This is a genomic window from Paenibacillus sp. EB106-06-01-XG199 (assembly GCF_058791575.1).
The window spans coordinates 413,385-435,385 of sequence record NZ_JBYTDQ010000001.1 but is presented as its reverse complement, the minus strand read 5'-3'; the positions used below and the strand labels follow the sequence as shown (position 1 = coordinate 435,385).

Sequence of the window (22,001 nt, the reverse complement as noted above, 5' to 3'; positions counted from 1 at the left end):
GAGACACAATATGACATGTTTCTCACCGTCTCGACAATAACAGCTTCTCCACATAGACAACCATCTGGTACATCGCCGTAGCCACCGCTGCAATAATCAGCAGACTGGACATGACAAGAGTGAAATTGAACACCTGAAAACCATATATAATCAGATATCCAAGCCCCGACCTCGCTACCAAAAATTCACCGACAATTACACCCACCCAGGACATGCCAACGTTTACCTTCAAGGTAGAAACAACCGTAGGGAAGGATGCCGGCAGGATAACCTTGAAAAACTCCTGTACTCTTGTCGCCCCAAACGACCTGACCACCTTCACAAGATTCGGGTCTACGTTGCAAAAACTGTTATACACAACAAGAGTCGTAATGAGAACAGTGATGGATAAAGTAGTGATGACGATTGCAGTAAATCCGGCACCGAACATCACGATAAAGATAGGCCCCAGCGCCACCTTAGGCATACTGTTGAAAACGACCATGTACGGGTCAAGCACCGCTGATAAAAAAGGCGACCACCAGATGATCACTGCCAGCAATGTTCCAAGCAGCGTTCCGAGTACAAAGCCGACCACGGTCTCCCCTACGGTTATGCCCAAATGCGGCCAGAGGCTTCCGCTGATCATGTCTTCCCAGATCTGACGGAAGACCTTCGTCGGATAGCTGAACAGCAGTTCGTCAATCCAGCCCAGCCGGGCCCCTGCTTCCCATAGCAGAAAAAACAGCAGCAGCAGACTGCCACGCACGGCCATGACCCTGCTCTGCCAGCGCCGTTTTTTCTTCCTGTAATCGTTATGTTTCTGCTCCAGCCATTGTGCGCGGGAAGCCGTTATTTCGCTTTGCTGACTTGATTTCATACGTCTTCCCTCCCAGCCAACTCCATTTCCTTCCAGACGCCATGAAAAAGCTCCGCGAAACCGGGCAAGTCCCTCGCATACAGCGGGGGCGTATTGCGGATTTCCTCCGGAACGGTAAATATCTTACGTATTCTCCCCGGGTTCCGCTGCAGCAGTATCACCCTGCTGCTGACGGCGATCGCCTCTGACAGATCATGGGTAACCAGTACCGCAGTGGTCCCGCGGCGGCGCAGCGTCTCAGATACCAGATCCTCGAGCTGCAGCTTGATTTGATAATCAAGCGCAGAGAACGGTTCATCCAGCAGCAGCAGGCCCGGGTCGGTAGCCAGTGTCCGTACCAGTGCCACACGCTGGCGCATACCGCCGGACAGCTGTGACGGATAGGCTTGCTCTTTGCCCTCCAGCCCCATATCCTTCAGCAGCTCCAGCGTCTTTTGACGTGTGTTTTCGTTCAGATTTCCGGTGAGCTCCAGTCCAAGCAGAGCGTTGTCCAGGATCGTCCGCCAAGGAAAAAGGTAATCTTGCTGGAGCATATACCCTACCTCCGGGGAGGGACCCTTGAGACGATGTCCGTTAACGAACACTTCGCCGCGGGATGGACTGAGCAGCCCGGCTATGATCGACAACAGTGTCGTCTTGCCGCAGCCGCTCGGCCCGACGAGACTGACGAACTCTCCTTGTTCTACACTGAGGCTGAGGTCCTCAATGGCCAGAGAAGCCTCGCGGTCACCCAGATAGGCATGCGTCACTTCCTCCAATTGCACTACTGGCAGCATATCAGCCCCTCCTAACCCTTAGTCTGAAGACAACGCTACTTGACGTTGTCTTTCGCATTTTCCGCAAAGCTGTTGTTCACAATTTTCTCCGCCGGAACCCGTTCTTTCAGCTCTCCGGCATTATCCATAACATCCAGCAGATTGTTCCACTCTTCGCCTTCCACGACCGGATCGACGGCATAGGTGTCCTGCTCTTTATAGCGCTTGATCGCGGAGATCACAATCTCACGCTCCGTTTTATCAAAATACGGAAGTACCGCATCGGCAATCTCTTCTGGACTATGCTCTTTCACCCATAGCTGTGCACGCTGGATTGCATTGGTAAATTTTTGCACAGTATCACTATTTTTCTTGATATAACTACCCTTGGACATAAAAGCCGTATAAGGTAGGTAACCGCTCTCCACCCCAAAGGATGCCACCACCTGGCCCCGGTCTTCCCTCTCAAAAATGGAAGCCTGTGGCTCAAACAGTTGTACATAATCACCTGTCCCGGAGGCAAAGGCACCGGCAATATTGGCAAAGTCGATATTTTGAATCAGCGTGAGGTCCTTTTCGGCATCAATCCCTTTGTTAAACAAAGTAAAGGCACCCGCCATTTGCGGCATACCCCCTTTTCTTTGTCCGAGGAAGGTCGACCCCTTTACTTTATCCCAGTTAAAGTCCGCATCCGGTTTGCGGGCGAACAGGAATGTACCGTCCCGCTGGGTCAGCTGGGCAAAAGTGATAACGGGATCATCCGCTCCCTGCTGATAAACATAAATTGAAGTCTCCGGACCAACAAGCGCCACGTCAATGGCTCCTGAGAGCAATGCGGTCATTGTTTTGTCACCGCCGGGTATAGTCTGAAGCTCCACATCCAGCCCCTCTTCCTTGAAGAAGTTCTGGGATAATGCCACATATTCGGGCGCATAAAAGACGGATCGGGTTACTTCGCCGATCTTCACTTTTACCGCAGCCGAGTCTCCGCCGCAGCCGGCGAGCACTGAAAAACACAAGGCGAGAATCATGAGCGACAGTGACAGCTTTTTCTTGTTTTTCATTCTTCATTCTCCTTTCTTCCCGGGTCTTTTTGCCCTTGTTTACAGCATATGCGAATACCAAAAGAAAGGTTAAAGAGAGTAACTTTCAAGTGAAAGAACTGGCGCGATTCGACTAAGATATCAATAAAGCGCTTACTATATTTTCATATTAATGAAGCTATTTATTGGAGGGGTCCGCAACAGATGAAATACAAGCCTTTGACCTTGCCTAATCGCTCATGCTGCGCACTTTGACCATTTGCAGGAATATCACTACCATGCTTGCCGGATGCTCTGACAACAACACAAACGCCGTCCAGGCTACCGCTTCTACGGCACCAGAACTTTCACCTGCGCCTTCAAGCGGCGGATTACTTGAATGATTCCGGTTAGCGGCAGCAGGCAAAGCATATCTACGAAGATCAGGTATCGGATAGAAGCGAGGCAACAACTGCCAAAAACGTGGCATGGTGGCAGGAATTCCGCAAAGCGATAATCGAGGTAAACCGCTAGCTTATATCGTGTGGGAGGTATGGGAGAATTCAGCTGTTTCCGTAGGGGGCCTATCTGGATCATGCCTTTGATTCGGGGTTTAATTTCAGCCTGGCCGAAGCAGTGCTGAATTCTGCCAATACAGAAAAAGACAGTGGGATTGCCTTTTACTCTGGAGCGAACTTATAAGCTATATTCGCAGATTTCAGGGGGGAGCCTTAGCCAACTGGCGAACAATCCGGATCATGCCAGAATGGCGCAGCTATTCTGCTGACCTTGCCGGACAACCCGTTTATTTATTATGGGGAAGAGATAGGAATGCTTGCAGTGAAGCCCGATGAAGGCCTACGTGAGCCTATGAAATGGACTGCCGATGGTCAAGGAGATGGCCAGACCACCTGGGAGCAGGCGATGAATAACACCGCTAATTCCGGTGCTGATGTGGAGAGTCAGCTGCAGAACAGAGGTTCTCTGCTGGAGCATTACCGTCAGCTTATTTCCTTGCGCAATGAAGTACCTGCACTGAGAGACGGTGGAATTCGCGAATATTCTTCCGGAAACAGAGGCATTATGGCCTTCGAACGGATCACTGCCGGAAAGCAGGTATTGGTGGTTCACAATTTAACTGGCGGGACACAGAACATTTCGCTACATCCCGGCACGAACACCGTTACTTATTCTTCAATAATCAAGACGTTCCGGGGAAAAGCGGGTCAGGCGGACAACATGCTTACACTGCCTGCTTATTCCACAATTATTCTGGAGTAAACACTGGAGATGTTTGCAGCACCCACTCATAGAGAGCAGAGCATATCTGCGCTTTCGTAACCGGAATGGCAACCATCCAGTCCTCCGCGGCTTCGCAGCTCATACGCAGCAGCCAGCCGCTGGAGGTATCTTCAATAAAAAAGGCATGCTGGAGCTTACACTCCTCTTTGCTGCGTGAACACAGCTTAAGCTCTCCTTCAGCCGTTTTGTTCTTCATGACCTTCGCAAGCTGTGCGGATTGCAGCAAATCCCCTGTTTCCGCTGTCAGACATTCTGCCAAAAAACACAAGCTGTAGGTTGCGGCGCTTTCTTTTAGCTCCTCATATCTCCGTCTGGACAGATGCAGACATGGTACATCCTCTACGGTAAACTCTGCAGGCTCAAAGCAATTAAACAGATAATAACAAGCACGCTGCACCTTCTGTGGATCGCTCAGTCTATAGACGAAGGAATCTGAGGGCTCAATGCCTGCGATCAATGTTACATCCTTATGTACCTGCAGGCAGATATCCTGTACTTGCTCACCTTCACAGTATTTTAACCGGCATATTCGGTCCGCGGATGCTGCCATTTGCATCAGATCCGAAATTTCCTTCCCCGCTGGCTTATCTGGGAACAGAAAATTAGCTAAATATACCTTATCCTTTTTATTCACATTGATATATCCTTCCCGGATCCCGCTAACCTTGGAATCACACTGCAATAAAAAAGTCCCAAACTATAAAACTTGTAATCTTTATGTTATCATAAGCTAATTTTAAGGTAAAATTAAGAAACGAGGGGTATGATCTATATCATGAAATACTTGTAGCGAGGTGATTTCAAAATGAGAATGCTCATCACATTTCAGAACAAGCTTGTACCTGTATACTTCACTACAGAAAACAAACAGCCCACCCAGAAGGTTATCCGGTTGCTGAACAGCACGCTGGAGCTCAAAATCCAGAAGGGCAAAAGTGCTCTTCAGAAATGCTTAAATTCTCTGATTAGTATCGAAATTAAAGGCTCTGAAGCTATATTGCACAGTTATAGTGAAAATGATTCATTGGCTCTATCCCTCTATTAATTAGAGGGGTATTTTTTTATGCAATAAAAAAGCACACCCCTTCATTAAGATGGGATGAGCTCCGCTCGTTCTATATGTTGGCCGGGTATCTGTACGTCAGCGGCATATCTCAACTAATCCGGTGATTTCTGTTCTCTTCCTTTTCTGCCTTCTGAATCCGCAGTTTGAACAACTTCACTAAGTTGCGACGAGTCTGCTCTTCGTGACAGTTGTCCAGTTTTTTAATGATAAAACGGTCAATGGACATATCAATCGCTCCTTCTTCAATAAGTTGTATTGCCAACCTGAGGTGAGGAAATCTTTTCCTATAATCCTTGTAACACCTATATAACCGGGTCCTGTATTCCTTAAACTTTGCCCAAAAATGAAAAAGAAGCTGAGTCAGAGCGCTTTTACTACATATTGATGTTCTGCCAAAAAAACAATTCGTTTATAAAGAGATGTAGTAGCCCTGCAAAGAAAAGGCCTTTGCTGTCGAGCGAATAAAAATTTATTTCGACTGTTATTTACAAACTAATTATTAAATGCTATATTATTGATAGTAAGTATTAAATATATATTTAAGGAGAAATCATATGTCTAATGTACTTTTCATCAAAGCCAATAACCGCCCTGCAGATCAATCCGTAAGCGTTCAGCTTTACAACGAATTCCTGGCAAGCTACAAGGAGTCCCACCCGCAAGACGAAATCACTGAACTGGATTTGTTCGCGGAGCAACTTCCTTATTATGACAACACGCTGATTACCGGTGTTTATAAAGCTGCACAAGGCTACGAAGCTACTCCTGAAGAAGCTGCCGGTGCTGCACTGGTTAAGAAATACCTGGATCAGTTCCTTGCCGCTGACAAAGTAGTATTTGCTTTCCCGCTCTGGAACATGACCGTTCCGGCTGTACTTCACACTTACATCGACTACCTGAACCAGGCTGGCACTACATTCAAATACACTGCTGAAGGTCCAGTTGGCTTGCTGACTGGCAAAAAAGCAGCTGTACTCAATGCCAGAGGCGGCATCTATTCCGAAGGACCGGCAGCAAGCGCTGAAATGGCCGTCAACTTCATCATGGGCAACCTGAACTTCTGGGGCTTCAAAGATACTACTCAAGTGATCATCGAAGGCCACAACCAGAACCCTGCACAATCCGCAGAAATCATCGCAAGCGGATTGCAACTGGCCAAGACTGCTGCTGCATCGTTCTAAGAACACGCCAGCATTAAAGGTCCGGTTCTAAAGATAGACATCTGCACTTTAATTAGATATATGCATTGCAATTAGCCGGACTTTTATTTATATATAGCAAGGGCGCAGCTTCTCTGGAGCTGCGCCCTTGCGTTACAAGAGGGGCTCCTTACAGCCATTCTAAGGCTTCAAGGGACCCTCTTGTTCAGGTTACTGTAGCTTAATTATACTGTTCCTCAATATTCCTCCAGCTCCCGGCGCCAGCCGGAATTTCTGGAACGGGAAGGCGCTGCCTTGGTCGCAGCGGCTGCTGTTTTGCGCTTCTGCTTCACTTCTTTGCTGCTCTGGTACAGCAGCTCCTTCTGGGTTTTGCGGTAATTCAGCAGCCGTTTTTCTTCCAGCTCTCCGGTCGATACTGCCGCGAGGACTGCGCAGCCCTCTTCTCGTTCATGTCTGCAATCGCTAAAGCGGCAATCTGCTGCCAGACTGCTGATATCCCCGAATGCGAGATCAAGTCCGCCTTCATCCTCCCACAGCTGCAGTTCACGCATTCCCGGGGTATCGACAATGATACCGCCGTCCGGGAGGATGAACAGTTCCCGGTGAGTGGTCGTGTGCCGCCCCCGGCTGTCCCCTTCCCTGACATCCTGGGTGAGCTGCAGGGTTGCTCCGCTAAGCCAGTTAACCAACGTTGACTTCCCGCAGCCCGAGGAGCCGGTCAGGGCCACTGTCTGACCGCTGCCAATATAGGGCAGCAGTTTATCCCGCCCGTCTCCGAGCAAGGCGCTGACTGCGTACACGGCCACTCCGTGTGCTGCCCGCTCCATCTCTGCAATTTTGCTCTCTGCATCATCACACAAATCCGCTTTGGTCAGCAGGATCACCGGGTTTGCCCCGCTGTTCCAGGCCATGATCAGATATCTTTCCATCCGCCGGACATTAAAATCGTCATTTAACGCACTGACAAGGAATAAAGTGTCTACGTTGGAGGCCACAATCTGTTCCTCATTTGTATTTCCCGCTACCTTCCGCGAAATCACACTTTGCCGGGGCAGCACGCCATGAACAACGGCATGTTCTCCGCCATCCATCATCACCAGCGACACCCAGTCACCGATTGCCGGATAATCCCCGGAATCGTTTAAGGTATGTCTGAGCCTGCCTGCCAGCTCCCCCCAGGTTTCTCCCGTTTCTGTCATAACCCTGTACTTGCTGCCGAAATCGCCGACAATTCTGCCGGGTACAAATGTTTTGTTTTCCAGACTTTGATGCAATTCGTTCCACTTGTTCATCCAGGTTTCATTCCAGCCATATTGTTCTATTGTCATCTAAATCCTCCTGATTGTTTAGTTCGTACACTCCCGGCCCGGCTTCGAAAGAAGCCGGCGGCGGAAATAAATCACTTCGTTTCTTCTGACTAACGTGTATTACGGGAACACAAAAAGCCGCCGGAATCCTCATTCCGGCGGCGGACTTCACAGAAACTCTCCCCTGCACTATGGCAAGGGACAATTTCTGTGAAGTCAAGATCAGAGCATGCCGGTCCCCACCACGAAGAGGAGGATCAGCACATTTCTGTGCGTGAATCCGGTATGCACGAATACAATAACCGTATCCGTACTTACCGATCCACACAAAAAAGCCGCCGGAACACATACGGTTCCCGGCGGCTCTAAAAGGCATCGTAGAGCTTACCCGCAAAGCTGCGTGTTACTTACACTGCAGCTGCTGTTCCCGGAAGACACGTATCCACAACAGTTGTTACCAATCGCGCAATTGCAATATAAACTGTCATATAACATCGTCTCCTTCCGAACTAATATGCTGTAATAATAAACTTGCCGGCAGCATATTGTCAACATCAAAGCTAAAGAATCCCCTTCAACTCATCAAGCTCATGGATGGTTTTCCATGGATGCACATCCAGCTTGTCATCCCATTCATGATTACGCTTCAGCCAGATTGTTTCCATACCCGCCTTGCCTGCACCCCAGATATCGTTCACCGGATGATCGCCGATGAACAGCGTCTGTTCCGCTGTTGTGCCCAGACGCTCCAGTGCAAGACGGTAAATAGCCGGATCCGGCTTGCTGATTCCGGCTTCGCCGGAAATGACTATCGTCTTAAAGAAGCCGCGCAGTCCAAGAAGATCGATTTTGCCATATTGGATCTGTTTCTTGCCGTTCGTAACCAGACCCAGAATATACCCCTGCTCCCGGCAGTAGTTCAAAATATCTTCGGCGTACTTCATAAGCGCTCCGTGCCCGGTGTAGGTCTCATCATAATAGGCCCGGATGTCCGCAGCCGACACTGCCTTCGCCCACGGCAGCACCTCGCTGAGCTCGGCAAAAAAACCATCCTTGTCCCGGTACCCGTCGGCATCCCGCACAATAATATCCTCTACTACCCGCCGTGCTTCTTCCGGCTGCAAATGCCCGAGGAAATCACTTACAAATTGTTCGCTGAAACTGCGGAAGGTTGAATCACGGTCCATGAGCGTGTTATCCAGATCAAACAGTAGTGCTTGTACTTTGTTCATGCAATAATTCTCCTAATCTATAAATTCTTCCGGAACGTGTTACCAGTAATTCATTGTACTATGCCAGCATGAACAAAGAAAAGACCGTTCTGCTGACAGGCACCTCAGTGCCCCTCAACTGAACAGTCTTCCTCGTGTTAAGTGTAAATCGTTCATTCATTCAAAATGCTCCGGGCGATGGGTCAGCATCATCTCTTCCTCCGTGATGTACAGCGGAAATGGCGGTGTTTCTTTCAGATAACGTTCAGTGTGCAGCAGGCGGTAATGAACCTCCGGCAGCCAGGTATCCTCAAGCAGCGGTAGCTTGCCGGTGTCGTTAATATAATTATCCACAGCCGACTGAACCATATCAATATAATAAGGCACCATCTTGTCAGCTTCCTCAAAAATTTCGAAGGTTTCCCGCGACATGTAAAACTTCTGATGAGGCACTCCGCCCAAATATCTCTTGAGCCGGATAAGGTCAATGCTCTTATCCTCCAGAATCAGTGCGGTACGGTTGATCGGAGCAGGCATATCTTCTTCAAATTGCCTAACAGCTTGCTTGATCTGCGGCAAAGTAACAGTGAGATGAACGGGAGGTGTATTTTTTTTCGCGCGTTTGAATATCATACTGAAAGTCTCCTTTCGAAGTATATGTCAGATAACGCTTACAATTCCAGTTTATTCGTTATTCGGACATTTAATCAGTCGAACCTTCAATTGTCACAAAAAATCCCCATATATTAGATCATTATTTGACATTTTCCCAGTGAGTCCACATCTCAGGAGGGTTAAGCTCGTATTTGTCATTTTCCCGGTACATAAACTGGTGCATGATGAACTCCCGGCGGATCGTGGCATAATCTTCATGGAATGGTTTGATAAACTCGTTGATTTCTTTTTCCGTATACATCACACCGGGTTCAAGCTTCTCAACCATATATTGCAGTGCAATCAGCTTCTTCTTGTATTGTGCGGGAATCTGGCGCAGCCGGCCGTCTTTGGCAAAAAAGTTGCGCAGCACTGAGTCCTTCAGACTCTTGTCTGTAGATAACTCGTCCATATCGTCTGCCCCCTTGGCAAAAATAAATTTAAGCGATGCCTCTGAACCCGCCTTGATAAACTCGGGGTTCAGCGAAAAGTAAACCGTATTCTTGTCTCTGCGCTCCTTGATCATTGCGGCCTCACGAAGCTTGGCAGCATGATGGGTTACGGTAGGCTGTGATAAATTAAGTTTCTCTGCCAGCGCCTGTCCGTGCACCTCCCCCTTGGACAGCAGCAGCAGCATGCGCAGGCGTGTCGGGTCGGATAAAGCTTTATGGTAATTCACAATTTTCTCCAGCTGCATCGGGGTCACTCTCCTATAACATTTGCAAGCAATTTTCACAATCAAACTATGTTTAGATATATATCTAATTATACTCTAATCCAAACTCCAGAGCAATAACGATTAGCTGAATATGCTGCACAGATAGCAAAAACATTAAATTTAAGGTACGATTTAGAGAAAAGAAAGTATACACCAGGAGGTTGCCATCCATATGAAAGACGTCATTATTATCGGGGCAGGTCCGTGCGGGCTTTCGGCCGCAATGGAATGCCAGCGCCAAGGGCTGTCCAGCCTGATTATTGAAAAAAACTTTATTGTCCACTCCATTTATCTGTATCCGACCAGCATGCAGTTCTTCAGTACAACCTCTTTATTGGAGATTGGTAATGTACCTTTTACCTCACCCAATGACAAGCCTTACCGCCATGAAGCACTCGTCTATTACCGCCGCGCCGCCGAGCAGCATGGGCTCGATATTGCCGCTTACGAAGAAGCGCTCACAGTCGAACGTCTGGAGGACGGAAGCTTCGCAGTACATACGATCACTAAACGGGGGGAACAGCTAACCCATGCAGCCTCAAACGTGGTGATCTCCACCGGTTACTTCGACCAGCCCAATATGATCGGCATCCCCGGGGAGGAGCTCCCTAAGGTCACGCACTATTTCGGTGAAGCCCATCCCTATACGGGGATGAAGGTTACTGTCATCGGCGGCAGCAATTCAGCTGTGGATGCGGCACTTGAGTTAATGCGGGTGGGCGCTTCCGTAGATATGGTTTACCGGGGAGCCAGCATTTCGCAGAACATCAAACCGTGGGTACGGCCAATCTTTGAAAGCATGGTGGCTAAAGAAAAGATAACGCTCCATCTGGAGTCACGGGTAACCGAAATCACCCCCGGTTCAGTCATTGTTACTAAATCAAACGGTGAGACACTTGAACTCGACAATGATTTTGTACTCGCCTTAACCGGCTTCCGCCCCAGCAGGACACTTTTGTCTTCCGCAGGGGCAATCATGGACGACGAACAGGATAAACCTGCCTATAACCCGTCCACGATGGAAACTAACATCCCGGGACTTTATGTAGCCGGAGTTATCGCCTCCGGACGTAATGCAAATGAGGTATTCATCGAAACCGGACGGGGTCACGGGAAGCTGATTGCGGATCACATCATTTCAAAACGGCTTATTTAGGATAAGGAGTGTTTCGTTACGATGGATATCACCTCGCTCCTCCTGCTGGGCCTCGCAGCCCTCGGCATTATCAGCAGCAATTCGCCGGTAACGATCGCAATGGTTGTGCTGCTGCTGCTGAGGGTGCTTAGACTGCAGCAGGCTTTTCCGTGGCTCGAAAAGTATGGCCTGACTGTCGGGATCATCATCCTTACCATTGGCGTGATGACCCCGCTGGCGAGCGGTAAAATATCGCTGCAAATGATCTGGCATTCCTTTTACCACTGGAAATCGCTGCTTGCCATTGGGATCGGTATCCTTGTTGCCTATTTGGGCGGGCGTGGAGCAGTGCTTATGGGCAGCCAGCCTACGATCGTTGCCGGCCTGCTGATCGGCACGGTTATCGGTGTCGCTTTCTTCAAGGGCGTACCCGTAGGTCCGCTGATCGCGGCAGGTATCCTCTCCCTGCTGATTGGACGTGGATAATAGTTTAAAGATGGAGACAGGCAGGCCACTCTACTCACTGTGAGCGGAGTGGCCTGCCTGTTTGGCATGTCCAGATGGGGATGAAGCTTATAAACCTGTTCCCTCAACCCGGTATTTCTCCTCGAGTTCTGAGCGGTAATGGGGGTCATAGCGAATGAGCTTGGGAAGTGAGCAATCGGGCATTCCGCTGTCGCTGCCGTCCGGATGAGTGCCCGTTGGCTCAGTTAGGGCCTGTTCCTTGACTCTTCTGACAACCTCCTCGTCTATTTCTACCGTTTCCTCATCCAAAACTTCTGCATCAACAATGCTAAGCGGGACGAGCACTGTTTTACAGATCTCCATGCCACTGTGATCTGTGAATGACACATGAATGCTCAAGCTGACTAAACCGCAATCCATAGGCTGGATTGTATAGATCCTCAATAAAAGGTCATTTGGTATTTCGGGCTGCTCAATAATGACTCTGCCACTGGTATCCTGTGGATAACCCTTTGCTTTCCCGTCCCAATGGATCCCTGCTGGAAGCTGCAGTTCAAGTACCGCTTGCTTCCCCCCGCCAAGTGGCTCCAAATGGACCCAGAGGTGATTCATTCCCTCTTCATTCTCCAGCACAGACTTTGCAAGACGCACCTCGATCGTGATTGCCGCTCCAGTCATGGGGTGTTGCCTCCCTTCAGCAGCCGGTTCACCGTTTCTACCAGCTCGGACTTTAGTTCTGCAGATATGCGCGGACTAACCGTAAGCATCACATCTTCATTAATGACTAGGGTCTCATTGCGGAAAATATGCTCCGTTTGGTAGAAACGCAGACGGTCGCCAATCTTAGCCACTTCCTCCGCAGGCAATTCCGCAAGCTTCTCTTGAATATCTGCCAGACTCTCCCCGCTTTTGGACAAGGTGAGGATCGCCCGCAAATATTCCAGATGCCGGCCGGTATAGACCCGTTTGTTGCCGGATAATTCCAGCGGTGGCAGAAGCCCAATTTGCGTATAGTACCGTATCGTTCTTAGATTCATATCCGGCTCTTCCCGCTGAAGAAGATCGGCAAGCTGTTTGCCGGTATAGGTATTCATCCAACCATCCTCCACTTCGCAAAAATGATTTAAACTTCCGACATTAGTTACACTTCACTGTTATAGTTACAGTATACTGTAACTTAAATTCAAATGCAAAGAAAAAGCGGCTCCCGAAGGAACCGCATGGCAGTACACTCTATTCATGCATCCAGCCGCTGCACATTGAACAGCCGGGCGTAACTTCCGTCAAGCGCCATAAGCCCTTCGTGGGTACCCCGCTCGGTGATCTCTCCATTCTCCAGCACAACAATCTGGTCTGCATGGGTAATCGTGGACAGTCTGTGGGCGACAATCAGCGTTGTGCGCTCGGATGAAAGCGACTGGAGCGCCTGCTGGATCAGATGCTCCGATTCCAGGTCCAGTGCCGAGGTAGCCTCGTCAAGAATAAGCACCTTCGGGTCCTTGAGAAATACCCGCGCAATCGCCACGCGCTGTTTCTGGCCTCCTGACAGCTTCACCCCCCGCTCTCCTACCTCAGTTTCATAGCCATCAGGAAGCTGCATGATGAAATCATGCGCGTTCGCCGCCTGCGCTGCAGAGACAATTTCCGCCTCACCAGCCGCCGGATTGCCGAAGAGAATATTCTCACGTACCGAACCGCTGAACAGGAAATTATCCTGCAGTACCATGCCGACAGTCCGCCGCAGACTCTCCTGTGTCAGCCCCCGGATATCATGTCCATCCATTCGCAGATTGCCTTCACTGATATCATAGAACCGCGGGATCAGACTGATTAGGGAGGACTTTCCCCCGCCGCTCATCCCTACAAAGGCCACCGTCTGTCCGGGGTTTATCCGCAGATTAATATCCTTCAGCACATATTCGTTCTCATCGCCATATTTGAACCATACCTGATCGAACTCTATATCTCCTGTCGGATTGTTCAGCGGCTTTGCTCCAGGCTGATCGACGATATCGTAAGGTTCGTCCAATAGCTCCATGACCCGCTCCAGCGATGCAGAGGCTTGAGTCAACACGGTGGAAGAATTGATCAGCCGCCGCAGCGGGGCATACATCCGGTCCAGGTAACCGAAGAAGGCAACAAAGGTACCCAGCGTCAGATTGCCGTGTATCACCTGATATCCCCCATAACCGATCACAAGCAGCGGGGCGATGTCCGTTAAGGTATTGATAATAGCAAAAGTAACGGCGTTCCAGCGCGTTTGGGCCATCGCCTTTTCCAGAAACTTGCCGTTGATAGCCTCAAATTGCTTCTGGTCCACCCGCTCCATCGTGAAGCTGCGGATAATCGCTATGCCCTGAATCCGCTCATGCAAATAGCCTTGAATCGCTGCCAGCGCCTGGGAACGGTCCTTGGTCAGCAGCTTGAGCCGCTTATAAAGTGTGTTCACGGCAATGCCGTACAGCGGCAGGATGGCTATGGATACAAGCGCCAGCACCGGATTGAGGTAGAACATGAAACCTAGTGCAAACACGAGCGTGAACATATCCAGCCACACGTTCATCATCCCGACTTCCACGAGATTCTTTGACTGCTCCACATCATTGATGAATCTGGATATAGCCTCGCCAACCTTAGTATTCTGATAGTAACGCAGTGACAGGCGCTGCAAGTGGCTGTACAGCTTGTTGCGCATGTCGAACAGCACTTTGCTTGTGATCAGCTGGGCAAAATACTGACGGAAATACTCAACAGGACCTCTAACAATGACGAATAGGAATAATGCGCCTCCGAGGACATACATCAGCTTCGAGACACGTTCCGCGACAGTCAGTGCGGAGTTGCTCAGAAGATCATCCACCACATATTTCAGAATCAGCGGCAGTGTCAACGGAATGCTAAATTTGATCATACCGATAATAAGCGTCAGCACAATCCATTTCATATAAGGCCGGACAAAAACAAAATAAGATTTCCATTGTTTCACAGATGGTTACGCCCTTTCTCTTCACCTTGTTGACTGGGTACTGTTGACATTTGCGCTCCACAGTGTTTTTATAATTTTAAGTCCATCAGTACGATTGCAGTACCTGAACTTCAGGAGGATAACGATGTCTAGACAATTTGTGACAGAAGCGGTCATGATGGCAATTTATGGCCAGCTTCTCATCCCGCAAAGCCCTGTAGAATATATAGTGCCCTATACAACCATCATGGAATTGTATGAACTGCGGGACAGTGACGAGCCGTTAATGAACCGGGCGGATGATGATCAGCACGTCAAATTGAAGATCCGTGAACTGATCGCCTATTTCGAGGAACCGCTCAATTCCAAGAAGATCAACCGCTGTCTGGCTGTTCCATGGGCCAAGAGCTCCGGCATTCTGCTAGGAGGGCAGGCACAGATCACCATCATCAACAGCATTGATAATGCTACATACGGAGAACTGTTTGATCCGATTGAAACTGAGCTGCTGCTCTCTTCCCAGCGTGAGAAAGTACCGATTCTGACCGACCAATTCGAGCTCATTCAGCGCATCATCGAAGGCGGAGTCCCCGTCCAGGTGTATGACATTGATGACTTTGATTTCGCTATGGAGGAAGAGACTTTCCGCAGCTCGCACTAATGACGTTTTAGAATTTATAGGCCCAACCTTATAGATTCTTGTATCCGTAAATTCTCTATCTGAAAAAGCCCCTGCCTTTTGGCAAGGGCTTTTTCAGACAGCAACCTGTGCTGTAGCATAGCCAGACTGCACTGGGCAGAATTACTCCTGCACTCCACCGGCCACCGGCAGAAGCTCATACTGGTAGTCGATATCATCCTCAGCCTCCACATAGACAATGGATAGGCTGTATCCCTCCATATACCACAAGTCCTGCTCTTCCATATAAAAAATCAGGCCTCCCTGCTCAGTCTTCACAGCAGGACGTCCCGGCAGTTCGGTGGCGATCCCCAGTGAAAACCCGGGATGCAGGCCTCCTCCTGAACTGTAACGGGGAAATAACCGAATGTGCGCCCCTGTCTGCAGATCTAATTCCCGCTTAAACCAGGTGGCGGCTTCTGGGCTGATTACCATCTTCATGTCTTTTAGCTCCTCCCGTTTTTACTTATCATACTGAAAAAAAGTCCATATTCCAAATTATCGCAACGTATTTTATCATACTGCTAATTCGAAATTTGTTCAAAATTACATTTGACAATTCTTAACTGCGGATGATAAACTCTGAACATAACGAAGCGTCTTCAAGTTATTACCAAAACTAAGGAAAGGGTGAGCGCGGTGTTTAACCTTGTTAAAGTTGATTTTTATACTATTGTCGGCAACTGTACACAACTGAATACCAAAGCAGCCCAAGTAGTGGAAAGCACCTGAAGAATCATGTATGTAACGCGTACATCTTGATTTCAGGTTATGCAAGTCTCTTCCATGTCTCAGTGCTGTCTTAGCACCGTTGACATGATAACTGCTGTATATCACAGGCATATCATCCGTTTTCGGATGATATGCCTTTTTGTATGCTGTTAAGGGCTGAACCACTATTGACACCATTCCAACAGCCGACAATACTTCAATACGAAAGGAAGGGATTTCCCTTGTTCTCCGTTCTCCGAAATCTCGGTTGGTTCTTCCGCCGGGAGAAAAGGCGCTACACTGTAGGCCTGATTTTATTAATTGTAGTTGGTGTGCTTGAACTGCTGCCTCCTCGTCTGCTCGGCAATGCCATTGACGAAATCGTACGCGGCTCGATAACCTCCGGTTCCCTCATGAAGTATATTGGCCTGATCGTCCTCATGCTTCTAATTATTTATTGGATCACCTACATATGGATGCATAAACTGTTCGGGGGTTCCAACCTTGTGGAGCGTCTGCTCCGCTCCCGCTTTATGAATCATCTCATGACGATGACTCCTTCCTTCTTCGAGCGCAACCGTACCGGTGACCTTATGGCCCGGGCAACCAATGATATCCGGGCCGTATCGGCAACCGTAGGCTTCGGGATGCTGACTCTGGTAGATTCAACGGTTTACCTTACTGTTGTGCTGCTGGCCATGGGCTTTCTGGTCAGCTGGAAGCTGACACTCGCGGCAGTGCTGCCGCTTCCGCTGATCGCCATCGCCATGATTTACTATGGTAAGGCCATTCATGACCGGTACAGTCTGGCACAGGATGCCTTCGGAGATATGAACGACCAGGTACTGGAATCCGTATCCGGTATTCGTGTGATCCGGGCCTACGTACAGGAACGTATGGACGAGAAACGATTCTCCGACATTACGGAGGATGTATACCGCAAAAATATGGCGGTAGCCCGTGTTGATGCCTTTTTCGAACCAACGATCCGCTTTTGTGTGGGACTAAGCTATATTATCGCGCTTACCTACGGTATTTATCTTGTATTCCGCAATCAAATTACACTCGGAGATTTAGTCTCCTTCAATATGTATCTGGGGATGATCGTGTGGCCGATGTTTGCGATCGGTGAGCTGATCAATATTATGCAGCGCGGCGGAGCATCCCTTGAACGGATCGATGAGACGCTGAATTCCCGTCCCGATGTTGAGGATATTGCTCATCCGGTTCCGGTTGAACACCCGACGCGTATTGAGCTGAAGGATGTAACGTTCCGTTACCCCACTTCGACCATCGACAATTTGAGCGGCGTCAGCTTCTCCCTCTCCCAGGGACAGACGCTCGGGGTAGTCGGACGCACAGGCAGCGGCAAATCGACATTGCTGAAACAGCTGCTTCACGAATATCCGTCCGGTAAAGGCGACATCCTGATCTCCGGTGTGCCGATTGGGCAAATTGCCCTCGACCGCCTGCACGGCTGGATGGGTTATGTGCCGCAGGAGCAAATTCTGTTCTCCAAATCGGTTCGCGAGAACATCCAGTTCGGCTACAATAACGCCAGCGACGAACGGATTATGGAAGCCATCACGGCAGCAGCTTTCCAGAATGACCTCGGTACCTTGTCTGACGGCCTGGATACCTTAGTGGGTGAACGCGGTGTCTCTCTTTCCGGAGGCCAGAAACAACGTGTCTCGATCTCCAGAGCCTTTATCTCAAATCCCGATATTCTGATCCTGGATGATGCGCTTTCTGCCGTTGACGCACGTACAGAAGCCAAAATAATCGAGAACATCCGCTCGGAGCGGGCCGGCAAAACCACGCTGATCTCCACTCACCGTCTCTCTGCTATTGAGCATGCCGATCTGATCGTTGTGCTGGATAACGGACATATAACAGAGCGGGGCACCCATGAGGAGCTGCTGAACATGAACGGCTGGTATCGTGAGCAGTTTGACCGCCAGCAGGTGGAGAACAATTTAACGAATGAATAAATGATGAGCATAGGCTTTTTGAAGCTCCCTAAAAACGTTTAGGAGGTGTCCCTGTTGACACAAAGTACGGGCAAACGCCTGCTGCAGTACGCATTAACTGCCAAAAAAACATTTATCGCAGCACTACTGCTGCTTACTATTGGAGTGGGAGCCGAGCTGGCAGGGCCTTTTATCGCCAAGAGCATGATCGACAATCATCTGCTGGCCATAGAGAAGCCCTACTTCCAGACAGACTCTTCCAAGGATGCCGCTGAATATAATAATTCCTTCTACAAACGCGGGGACCGGTTTGCCGAAGGCGAAGCCAAGGGCCAGGAAATCCGCCTGCTACAGGTTGGAAAAAGCTTCTACTTTATCAATGAAGCCGTAGCGCAGCCTGAAGGCGAGCGGACCTTCCGTGACGGAGAGATGCATATCCAATACGGAGACACTCTGAGTGTCTATCCTGCCGAGAAGCTCTCGGCAAATGAATTATTCGCTTTTTACAAGCCTGAATTCCCCGGCATTTATAAACTGGTAGGACTGTACGCGATATTCCTGGTCATCTCGATCATAGCGGAATTCGGTAAAACCTACTGGCTGCAATCGTCGGCCAATCAGGTCATCCGCAAGCTGCGGACCGATGTATACGCCCATATCCAGCGGCTGCCGGTTTATTTCTTCGACAATCTGCCTGCGGGTAAGGTCGTCTCCCGGGTTACGAATGATACGGAAGCGGTCAAGGATCTGTTTATTGCCGTATTATCCAACTTCAGCACAGGGATTATCAATATCATCGGCGTTTATGTCGCCCTGTTCCTGCTGGATATTCACCTCGGACTGGTCAGTCTGTTCATTGTCCCGATTGTGATCCTCTGGATCGTGCTGTACCGCAAAGTTGCCACCAAATATAATACCATCATCCGTTCGCGGCTTAGTGAGATCAACGCCATCATCAATGAATCGATTCAAGGGATGTCAATCATCCGCATTTTCCGCCGCCAGAAGCAGAGCAGTGAAGAATTCGAGCGCCTGAACGATGATTATCTGAAATATCAGAATAAAATGCTTAACCTGAATGCCTTCACTTCGCACAACCTGGTGAACTCACTGCGCAGTCTCTCCTTTGTACTGGTATTATGGTACTTTGGATTCGGCAGCCTGGATGGCTCTACCTTTGTGTCGCTGGGTGTGCTGTACGCCTTCGTCGACGTGCTCGGACGGATGTTCCAGCCGATTACCGGGATGGTCAACCAACTGGCCAATCTGGATTCCTCGATGGTCTCTGCCGGCCGCGTATTTACACTTATGGACGAACCCGGCGAGCCGGTAACCGATGGTTCCATGCCGCGCTACAAGGGAGATGTGGTGTTTAAAGACGTTTCCTTTGCTTACAAAAAAGACTTCGTCCTGCGCGACATTTCCTTTGAGGCCCGCTCTGGTGAAACTGTCGCTCTGGTGGGACATACCGGCTCCGGTAAAAGCTCGATCATCAATCTCCTGTTCCGCTTCTATGATCCGCAGCGCGGAAGCATTACCATTGATGGTCAAGAAGTTAAAGATCTGCCGAAGCAGTGGCTTCGAAGCCATATGGGTATTGTGCTTCAGGATCCTTACTTGTTCACAGGGACCATCGCTTCCAATGTCAGTCTCGGAGACGAGCGGATCACACGGGAGCGGGTGGAACGGGCACTGCGGGAAGTCGGTGCGGATAAGCTGCTGGCTCATCTGCCCAAGGGCTTCGACGAGCCGGTGGTGGAGAAAGGCAGCACGCTTTCAGCCGGCCAGCGTCAGCTGATTTCATTTGCCCGGGCGTTGTCCTTTGATCCGGCCATTCTTATCCTGGATGAAGCGACCTCCAACATCGATACGGAGACAGAGAGCATCATACAGGAAGCGCTGGAGGTGCTGAAGAAAGGCCGCACCACCTTCATCATCGCTCACCGCTTATCCACGATCCGCAGTGCGGATCAGATTCTTGTCCTGCATCACGGTGAAATCGTTGAGCGCGGCAGCCATGATGAGCTCATGGCGCTGGGTGGACGCTACTTCCGCATGTACCAGCTTCAACTCGGTGCCGGTGCCGAAGCAGTAGCCAACTCGGCTTCCGCATCTTCTTCCGCCTCTGCCGCAGTCCTGCAGCCTTCGTTCAAGCAGGGCTAGTGATTCAACAGCTTCTCCCCAAAAAGAGACAGTTCCTCATGTATTGAGGAGCCTGTCTCTTTTTAATTTACTTAATAGTAATACTTCCTGTAAGTTTGTAATCGGATCTGCTGCGAGATATCCTAAAAATGAATTCATGACCAAGGCATACGCACCGTAAAACACACCTAAAGAGGTAAACGTTTTTTGATTTTTAAAATAAGACATGCCCACAAAACAGAAAAATAGAGCAACGGCCCCCCATACTCCGATAAAATATGTAGAACCAACTCCAATGCTTATGAATATCATTAGCCAAATTATTATTTCTTTGACACTAAAGTGATAGCGGGAAACGGATTGATAAATAAAAAAGAAGCTTATTATTTGAATTATCATTATTAAATGGATCATTTTAAACACCACCAGTCTTCACACGAAAAATCCCCTTTACCACCAATTGTCATATTAACTTAATGACACTTTCCAGTCTATCACTAAACTTCCCATAGTCCTGCTAAATTGTATTTGTATACAGAACATTTGTTCTATATAATGGAAACTAATACATGTGATTGGAGTGATTGATAATGATTACTTACAATATAAGCAAGCGGCAGGCTAGGCTTTTTTTATTACAGCATCAGGGGCTAATCTCCGGCGGTCTTCCTGGCAGCAAGACGGGGATTTATGAATTCGTGCGCCATGTAGGCTGTATTCAGTATGATCCGCTGAATATTGCCGGGCATAATCATGAGCTTGTGCTTCAGGCACGGATTCCCGGCTTTATTCCCGCTCAAGCCAATGAGCTTCTATACCAGGACAGGCTGCTGATCGACGGCTGGGACAAGAACATGTCGATCTATTGCACAGAGGACTGGCCCTGCTTTCAGCGGCTGAGGGAAGCAGCCTCCGGGCGTCACCAGGGAAATGAACCTTTGGAAGCAACGGTGCTGCAAGTCCGTGATGCGCTAAGTCAGCGCGACCCCCTCTCTTCTCTGGACCTGGAAGGCAAAGAGAAGATTAACTGGGCCTGGGCCCCTGCCAGATTGTCTCGGGCAGCTCTGGAAACCATGTACTTCCGGGGTGAAGTGTCCATTCATCACCGTGTGCACACACGCCGCTACTACGATTTCACGTCACGACTGCTGCCGGAGCAGGTCGTTGCAGCAGCCGATCCCAATCCCACGACTGAACAATACCATGACTGGTACGTGCTGCGGCGCATTGGCAGCATCGGACTCCAGTGGAATAAGTCGGGGGACGGATGGCTTGGCATATCCGGTCTGAAGAGCAAAGAGCGGACCGCGGCAGTGCAGCGTCTGCTGCAGAAGGACAGCCTGCGTGAGGTGCAGGTGGAGGGTATTAAGCTGCCGCTTTACATGCGGACAATGGATGCGCCCGAGCTTGAAGCTGTGCTGCAGCTGGGGGAAGAGGCAGAAGATTCCGCAAGTAGATTTTCTCCGGGAAGTTTCGCCGCTGCTCTGGCTCCCTTGGACAATCTGTTGTGGGACAGAGAACTGATCCGGCAGCTGTTCGGATTTCATTACCGCTGGGAGGTATACAAACCTGTGGCGGAACGGGAATATGGTTACTACGTGCTTCCGCTCCTGTACGGTGACCGTTTTATCGGCCGGTTTGAGCCGGTCATGAACAGAAAAAGCGGCATCCTTACCATTACCCGCTGGTGGTGGGAGCCTGAAGAGGTGCTTACTGCAGAGAGGGTGCCCGCACTGCGGCAAGCTTTGTCCTCCCTAGCGCGCTGCACTGGAGCATCCGCTATTCAATTTGCCCCGGAGGTAATCAAGGCATGTGGACTTGAAGCGCTGGAGACAGCAAATCTGTAGCACAGCTCCTCATTAAACACAAAAGAACTCTCC

The 22,001-nt window shown here is 49.5% G+C and carries 24 protein-coding genes and 1 pseudogene; 10 read left to right on the top strand and 15 right to left on the bottom strand.

Features of this window, described 5'->3' with window-relative positions:
* Positions 1–22: 22 nt before the first annotated feature.
* The 4 genes from AC3WT9_RS02265 to AC3WT9_RS02250 all read right to left on the bottom strand — a co-directional run bounded on the left by AC3WT9_RS02265 (position 23) and on the right by AC3WT9_RS02250 (position 3,126).
* On the bottom strand, positions 23–859 hold the full coding sequence (locus AC3WT9_RS02265) for an ABC transporter permease (RefSeq protein ID WP_492407252.1): 837 nt from the start codon (positions 857–859) through the stop codon (positions 23–25).
* A complete protein-coding gene (locus AC3WT9_RS02260; protein WP_341378855.1) occupies positions 856–1,635 on the bottom strand; it encodes an ABC transporter ATP-binding protein in 780 nt (259 codons plus the stop codon). Before AC3WT9_RS02260 ends, AC3WT9_RS02265 begins: the two co-directional genes overlap by 4 nt.
* A gap of 35 nt (positions 1,636–1,670) precedes the next feature.
* On the bottom strand, positions 1,671–2,678 hold the full coding sequence (locus AC3WT9_RS02255) for an ABC transporter substrate-binding protein (RefSeq protein ID WP_341093818.1): 1,008 nt from the start codon (positions 2,676–2,678) through the stop codon (positions 1,671–1,673).
* A gap of 208 nt (positions 2,679–2,886) precedes the next feature.
* Positions 2,887–3,126 (bottom strand): hypothetical protein, encoded by a 240-nt coding sequence (locus tag AC3WT9_RS02250; RefSeq protein ID WP_341093819.1) that lies wholly within the window; start codon positions 3,124–3,126, stop codon positions 2,887–2,889.
* Positions 3,127–3,407: 281 nt separating this feature from the next.
* Between AC3WT9_RS02250 and AC3WT9_RS02245 the strand changes: the two are divergent.
* Positions 3,408–3,671 (top strand): annotated as a pseudogene (locus AC3WT9_RS02245) (alpha-amylase family glycosyl hydrolase); the annotation flags it as partial.
* 48 nt (positions 3,672–3,719) lie between these two features.
* Entirely contained in the window at positions 3,720–3,917 is a 198-nt protein-coding gene (locus AC3WT9_RS02240; protein ID WP_492407480.1) for an alpha amylase C-terminal domain-containing protein, read from the top strand.
* Here the strand turns inward: AC3WT9_RS02240 and AC3WT9_RS02235 are convergent.
* Positions 3,904–4,572, bottom strand: a complete 669-nt coding sequence (locus AC3WT9_RS02235) for a hypothetical protein (RefSeq protein ID WP_341378857.1) — start codon at positions 4,570–4,572, stop codon at positions 3,904–3,906. The genes AC3WT9_RS02240 and AC3WT9_RS02235 overlap by 14 nt on opposite strands.
* A gap of 171 nt (positions 4,573–4,743) precedes the next feature.
* On the opposite strand from AC3WT9_RS02235, the gene AC3WT9_RS02230 reads away from it, so the two are divergent.
* Positions 4,744–4,983: a hypothetical protein gene (locus AC3WT9_RS02230; protein WP_038593052.1), complete on the top strand. Its 240-nt coding sequence runs from the start codon at positions 4,744–4,746 to the stop codon at positions 4,981–4,983.
* Positions 4,984–5,092: 109 nt separating this feature from the next.
* Here the strand turns inward: AC3WT9_RS02230 and AC3WT9_RS02225 are convergent, their stop codons facing one another.
* Positions 5,093–5,230: a hypothetical protein gene (locus AC3WT9_RS02225; protein WP_179091687.1), complete on the bottom strand. Its 138-nt coding sequence runs from the start codon at positions 5,228–5,230 to the stop codon at positions 5,093–5,095.
* A 328-nt stretch (positions 5,231–5,558) separates the two neighbouring features.
* On the opposite strand from AC3WT9_RS02225, the gene AC3WT9_RS02220 reads away from it, so the two are divergent.
* A complete protein-coding gene (locus AC3WT9_RS02220; protein ID WP_341093824.1) occupies positions 5,559–6,185 on the top strand; it encodes an FMN-dependent NADH-azoreductase in 627 nt (208 codons plus the stop codon).
* A 215-nt stretch (positions 6,186–6,400) separates the two neighbouring features.
* On the opposite strand, the gene rsgA is transcribed toward AC3WT9_RS02220, so the two are convergent.
* The 4 genes from rsgA to AC3WT9_RS02200 all read right to left on the bottom strand — a co-directional run bounded on the left by rsgA (position 6,401) and on the right by AC3WT9_RS02200 (position 10,033).
* Positions 6,401–7,492 carry a ribosome small subunit-dependent GTPase A gene (gene rsgA, locus AC3WT9_RS02215; RefSeq protein ID WP_341378859.1) on the bottom strand — a complete coding sequence of 364 codons (1,092 nt, stop codon included), beginning with the start codon at positions 7,490–7,492 and terminating at the stop codon, positions 6,401–6,403.
* Between the two features lie 539 nt (positions 7,493–8,031).
* Positions 8,032–8,703, bottom strand: coding sequence for an HAD family hydrolase (locus AC3WT9_RS02210; RefSeq protein WP_341093827.1), 672 nt, complete (start codon positions 8,701–8,703; stop codon positions 8,032–8,034).
* Between the two features lie 156 nt (positions 8,704–8,859).
* The gene (locus AC3WT9_RS02205) at positions 8,860–9,315 is read right to left on the bottom strand and encodes a DUF3939 domain-containing protein (RefSeq protein WP_038593064.1); all 456 of its coding nucleotides are present in this window, start codon (positions 9,313–9,315) and stop codon (positions 8,860–8,862) included.
* Positions 9,316–9,436: 121 nt separating this feature from the next.
* Positions 9,437–10,033, bottom strand: a complete 597-nt coding sequence (locus AC3WT9_RS02200; protein WP_341093830.1) for a DUF2087 domain-containing protein — start codon at positions 10,031–10,033, stop codon at positions 9,437–9,439.
* Between the two features lie 193 nt (positions 10,034–10,226).
* On the opposite strand from AC3WT9_RS02200, the gene AC3WT9_RS02195 reads away from it, so the two are divergent.
* Complete coding sequence (locus AC3WT9_RS02195; protein ID WP_341378860.1) at positions 10,227–11,210, top strand: YpdA family putative bacillithiol disulfide reductase; 984 nt, start codon at positions 10,227–10,229, stop codon at positions 11,208–11,210.
* Between the two features lie 21 nt (positions 11,211–11,231).
* Positions 11,232–11,675, top strand: a complete 444-nt coding sequence (locus AC3WT9_RS02190; RefSeq protein ID WP_341093833.1) for a DUF441 domain-containing protein — start codon at positions 11,232–11,234, stop codon at positions 11,673–11,675.
* A gap of 87 nt (positions 11,676–11,762) precedes the next feature.
* Here AC3WT9_RS02190 and AC3WT9_RS02185 read toward each other — a convergent pair whose 3' ends face one another.
* From AC3WT9_RS02185 to AC3WT9_RS02175, 3 genes are all read right to left on the bottom strand, one after another.
* Positions 11,763–12,332, bottom strand: coding sequence for a hypothetical protein (locus tag AC3WT9_RS02185; RefSeq protein WP_341378862.1), 570 nt, complete (start codon positions 12,330–12,332; stop codon positions 11,763–11,765).
* Positions 12,329–12,748: a MerR family transcriptional regulator gene (locus AC3WT9_RS02180; RefSeq protein WP_341378864.1), complete on the bottom strand. Its 420-nt coding sequence runs from the start codon at positions 12,746–12,748 to the stop codon at positions 12,329–12,331. Before AC3WT9_RS02180 ends, AC3WT9_RS02185 begins: the two co-directional genes overlap by 4 nt.
* A gap of 143 nt (positions 12,749–12,891) precedes the next feature.
* Positions 12,892–14,640, bottom strand: a complete 1,749-nt coding sequence (locus AC3WT9_RS02175) for an ABC transporter ATP-binding protein (protein WP_341093839.1) — start codon at positions 14,638–14,640, stop codon at positions 12,892–12,894.
* 124 nt (positions 14,641–14,764) lie between these two features.
* Between AC3WT9_RS02175 and AC3WT9_RS02170 the strand changes: the two genes are divergently transcribed.
* Entirely contained in the window at positions 14,765–15,280 is a 516-nt protein-coding gene (locus AC3WT9_RS02170) for an ADP-heptose synthase (protein WP_076109478.1), read from the top strand.
* A 141-nt stretch (positions 15,281–15,421) separates the two neighbouring features.
* On the opposite strand, the gene AC3WT9_RS02165 is transcribed toward AC3WT9_RS02170, so the two are convergent.
* A complete protein-coding gene (locus AC3WT9_RS02165; protein WP_341093840.1) occupies positions 15,422–15,739 on the bottom strand; it encodes a HesB/YadR/YfhF family protein in 318 nt (105 codons plus the stop codon).
* A 512-nt stretch (positions 15,740–16,251) separates the two neighbouring features.
* On the opposite strand from AC3WT9_RS02165, the gene AC3WT9_RS02160 reads away from it, so the two are divergent.
* Both AC3WT9_RS02160 and AC3WT9_RS02155 read left to right on the top strand, forming a co-directional pair.
* Positions 16,252–18,000 (top strand): ABC transporter ATP-binding protein, encoded by a 1,749-nt coding sequence (locus AC3WT9_RS02160; RefSeq protein ID WP_341378865.1) that lies wholly within the window; start codon positions 16,252–16,254, stop codon positions 17,998–18,000.
* A gap of 54 nt (positions 18,001–18,054) precedes the next feature.
* Entirely contained in the window at positions 18,055–20,142 is a 2,088-nt protein-coding gene (locus tag AC3WT9_RS02155; RefSeq protein WP_341093842.1) for an ABC transporter ATP-binding protein, read from the top strand.
* A 36-nt stretch (positions 20,143–20,178) separates the two neighbouring features.
* Here the strand turns inward: AC3WT9_RS02155 and AC3WT9_RS02150 are convergent, their stop codons facing one another.
* Complete coding sequence (locus AC3WT9_RS02150) at positions 20,179–20,535, bottom strand: hypothetical protein (RefSeq protein ID WP_492407251.1); 357 nt, start codon at positions 20,533–20,535, stop codon at positions 20,179–20,181.
* A gap of 176 nt (positions 20,536–20,711) precedes the next feature.
* Here AC3WT9_RS02150 and AC3WT9_RS02145 point away from each other — a divergent pair, with 176 nt between their 5' ends.
* On the top strand, positions 20,712–21,968 hold the full coding sequence (locus AC3WT9_RS02145; RefSeq protein WP_492407250.1) for a winged helix-turn-helix domain-containing protein: 1,257 nt from the start codon (positions 20,712–20,714) through the stop codon (positions 21,966–21,968).
* The last annotated feature ends 33 nt before the right edge of the window (positions 21,969–22,001 follow it).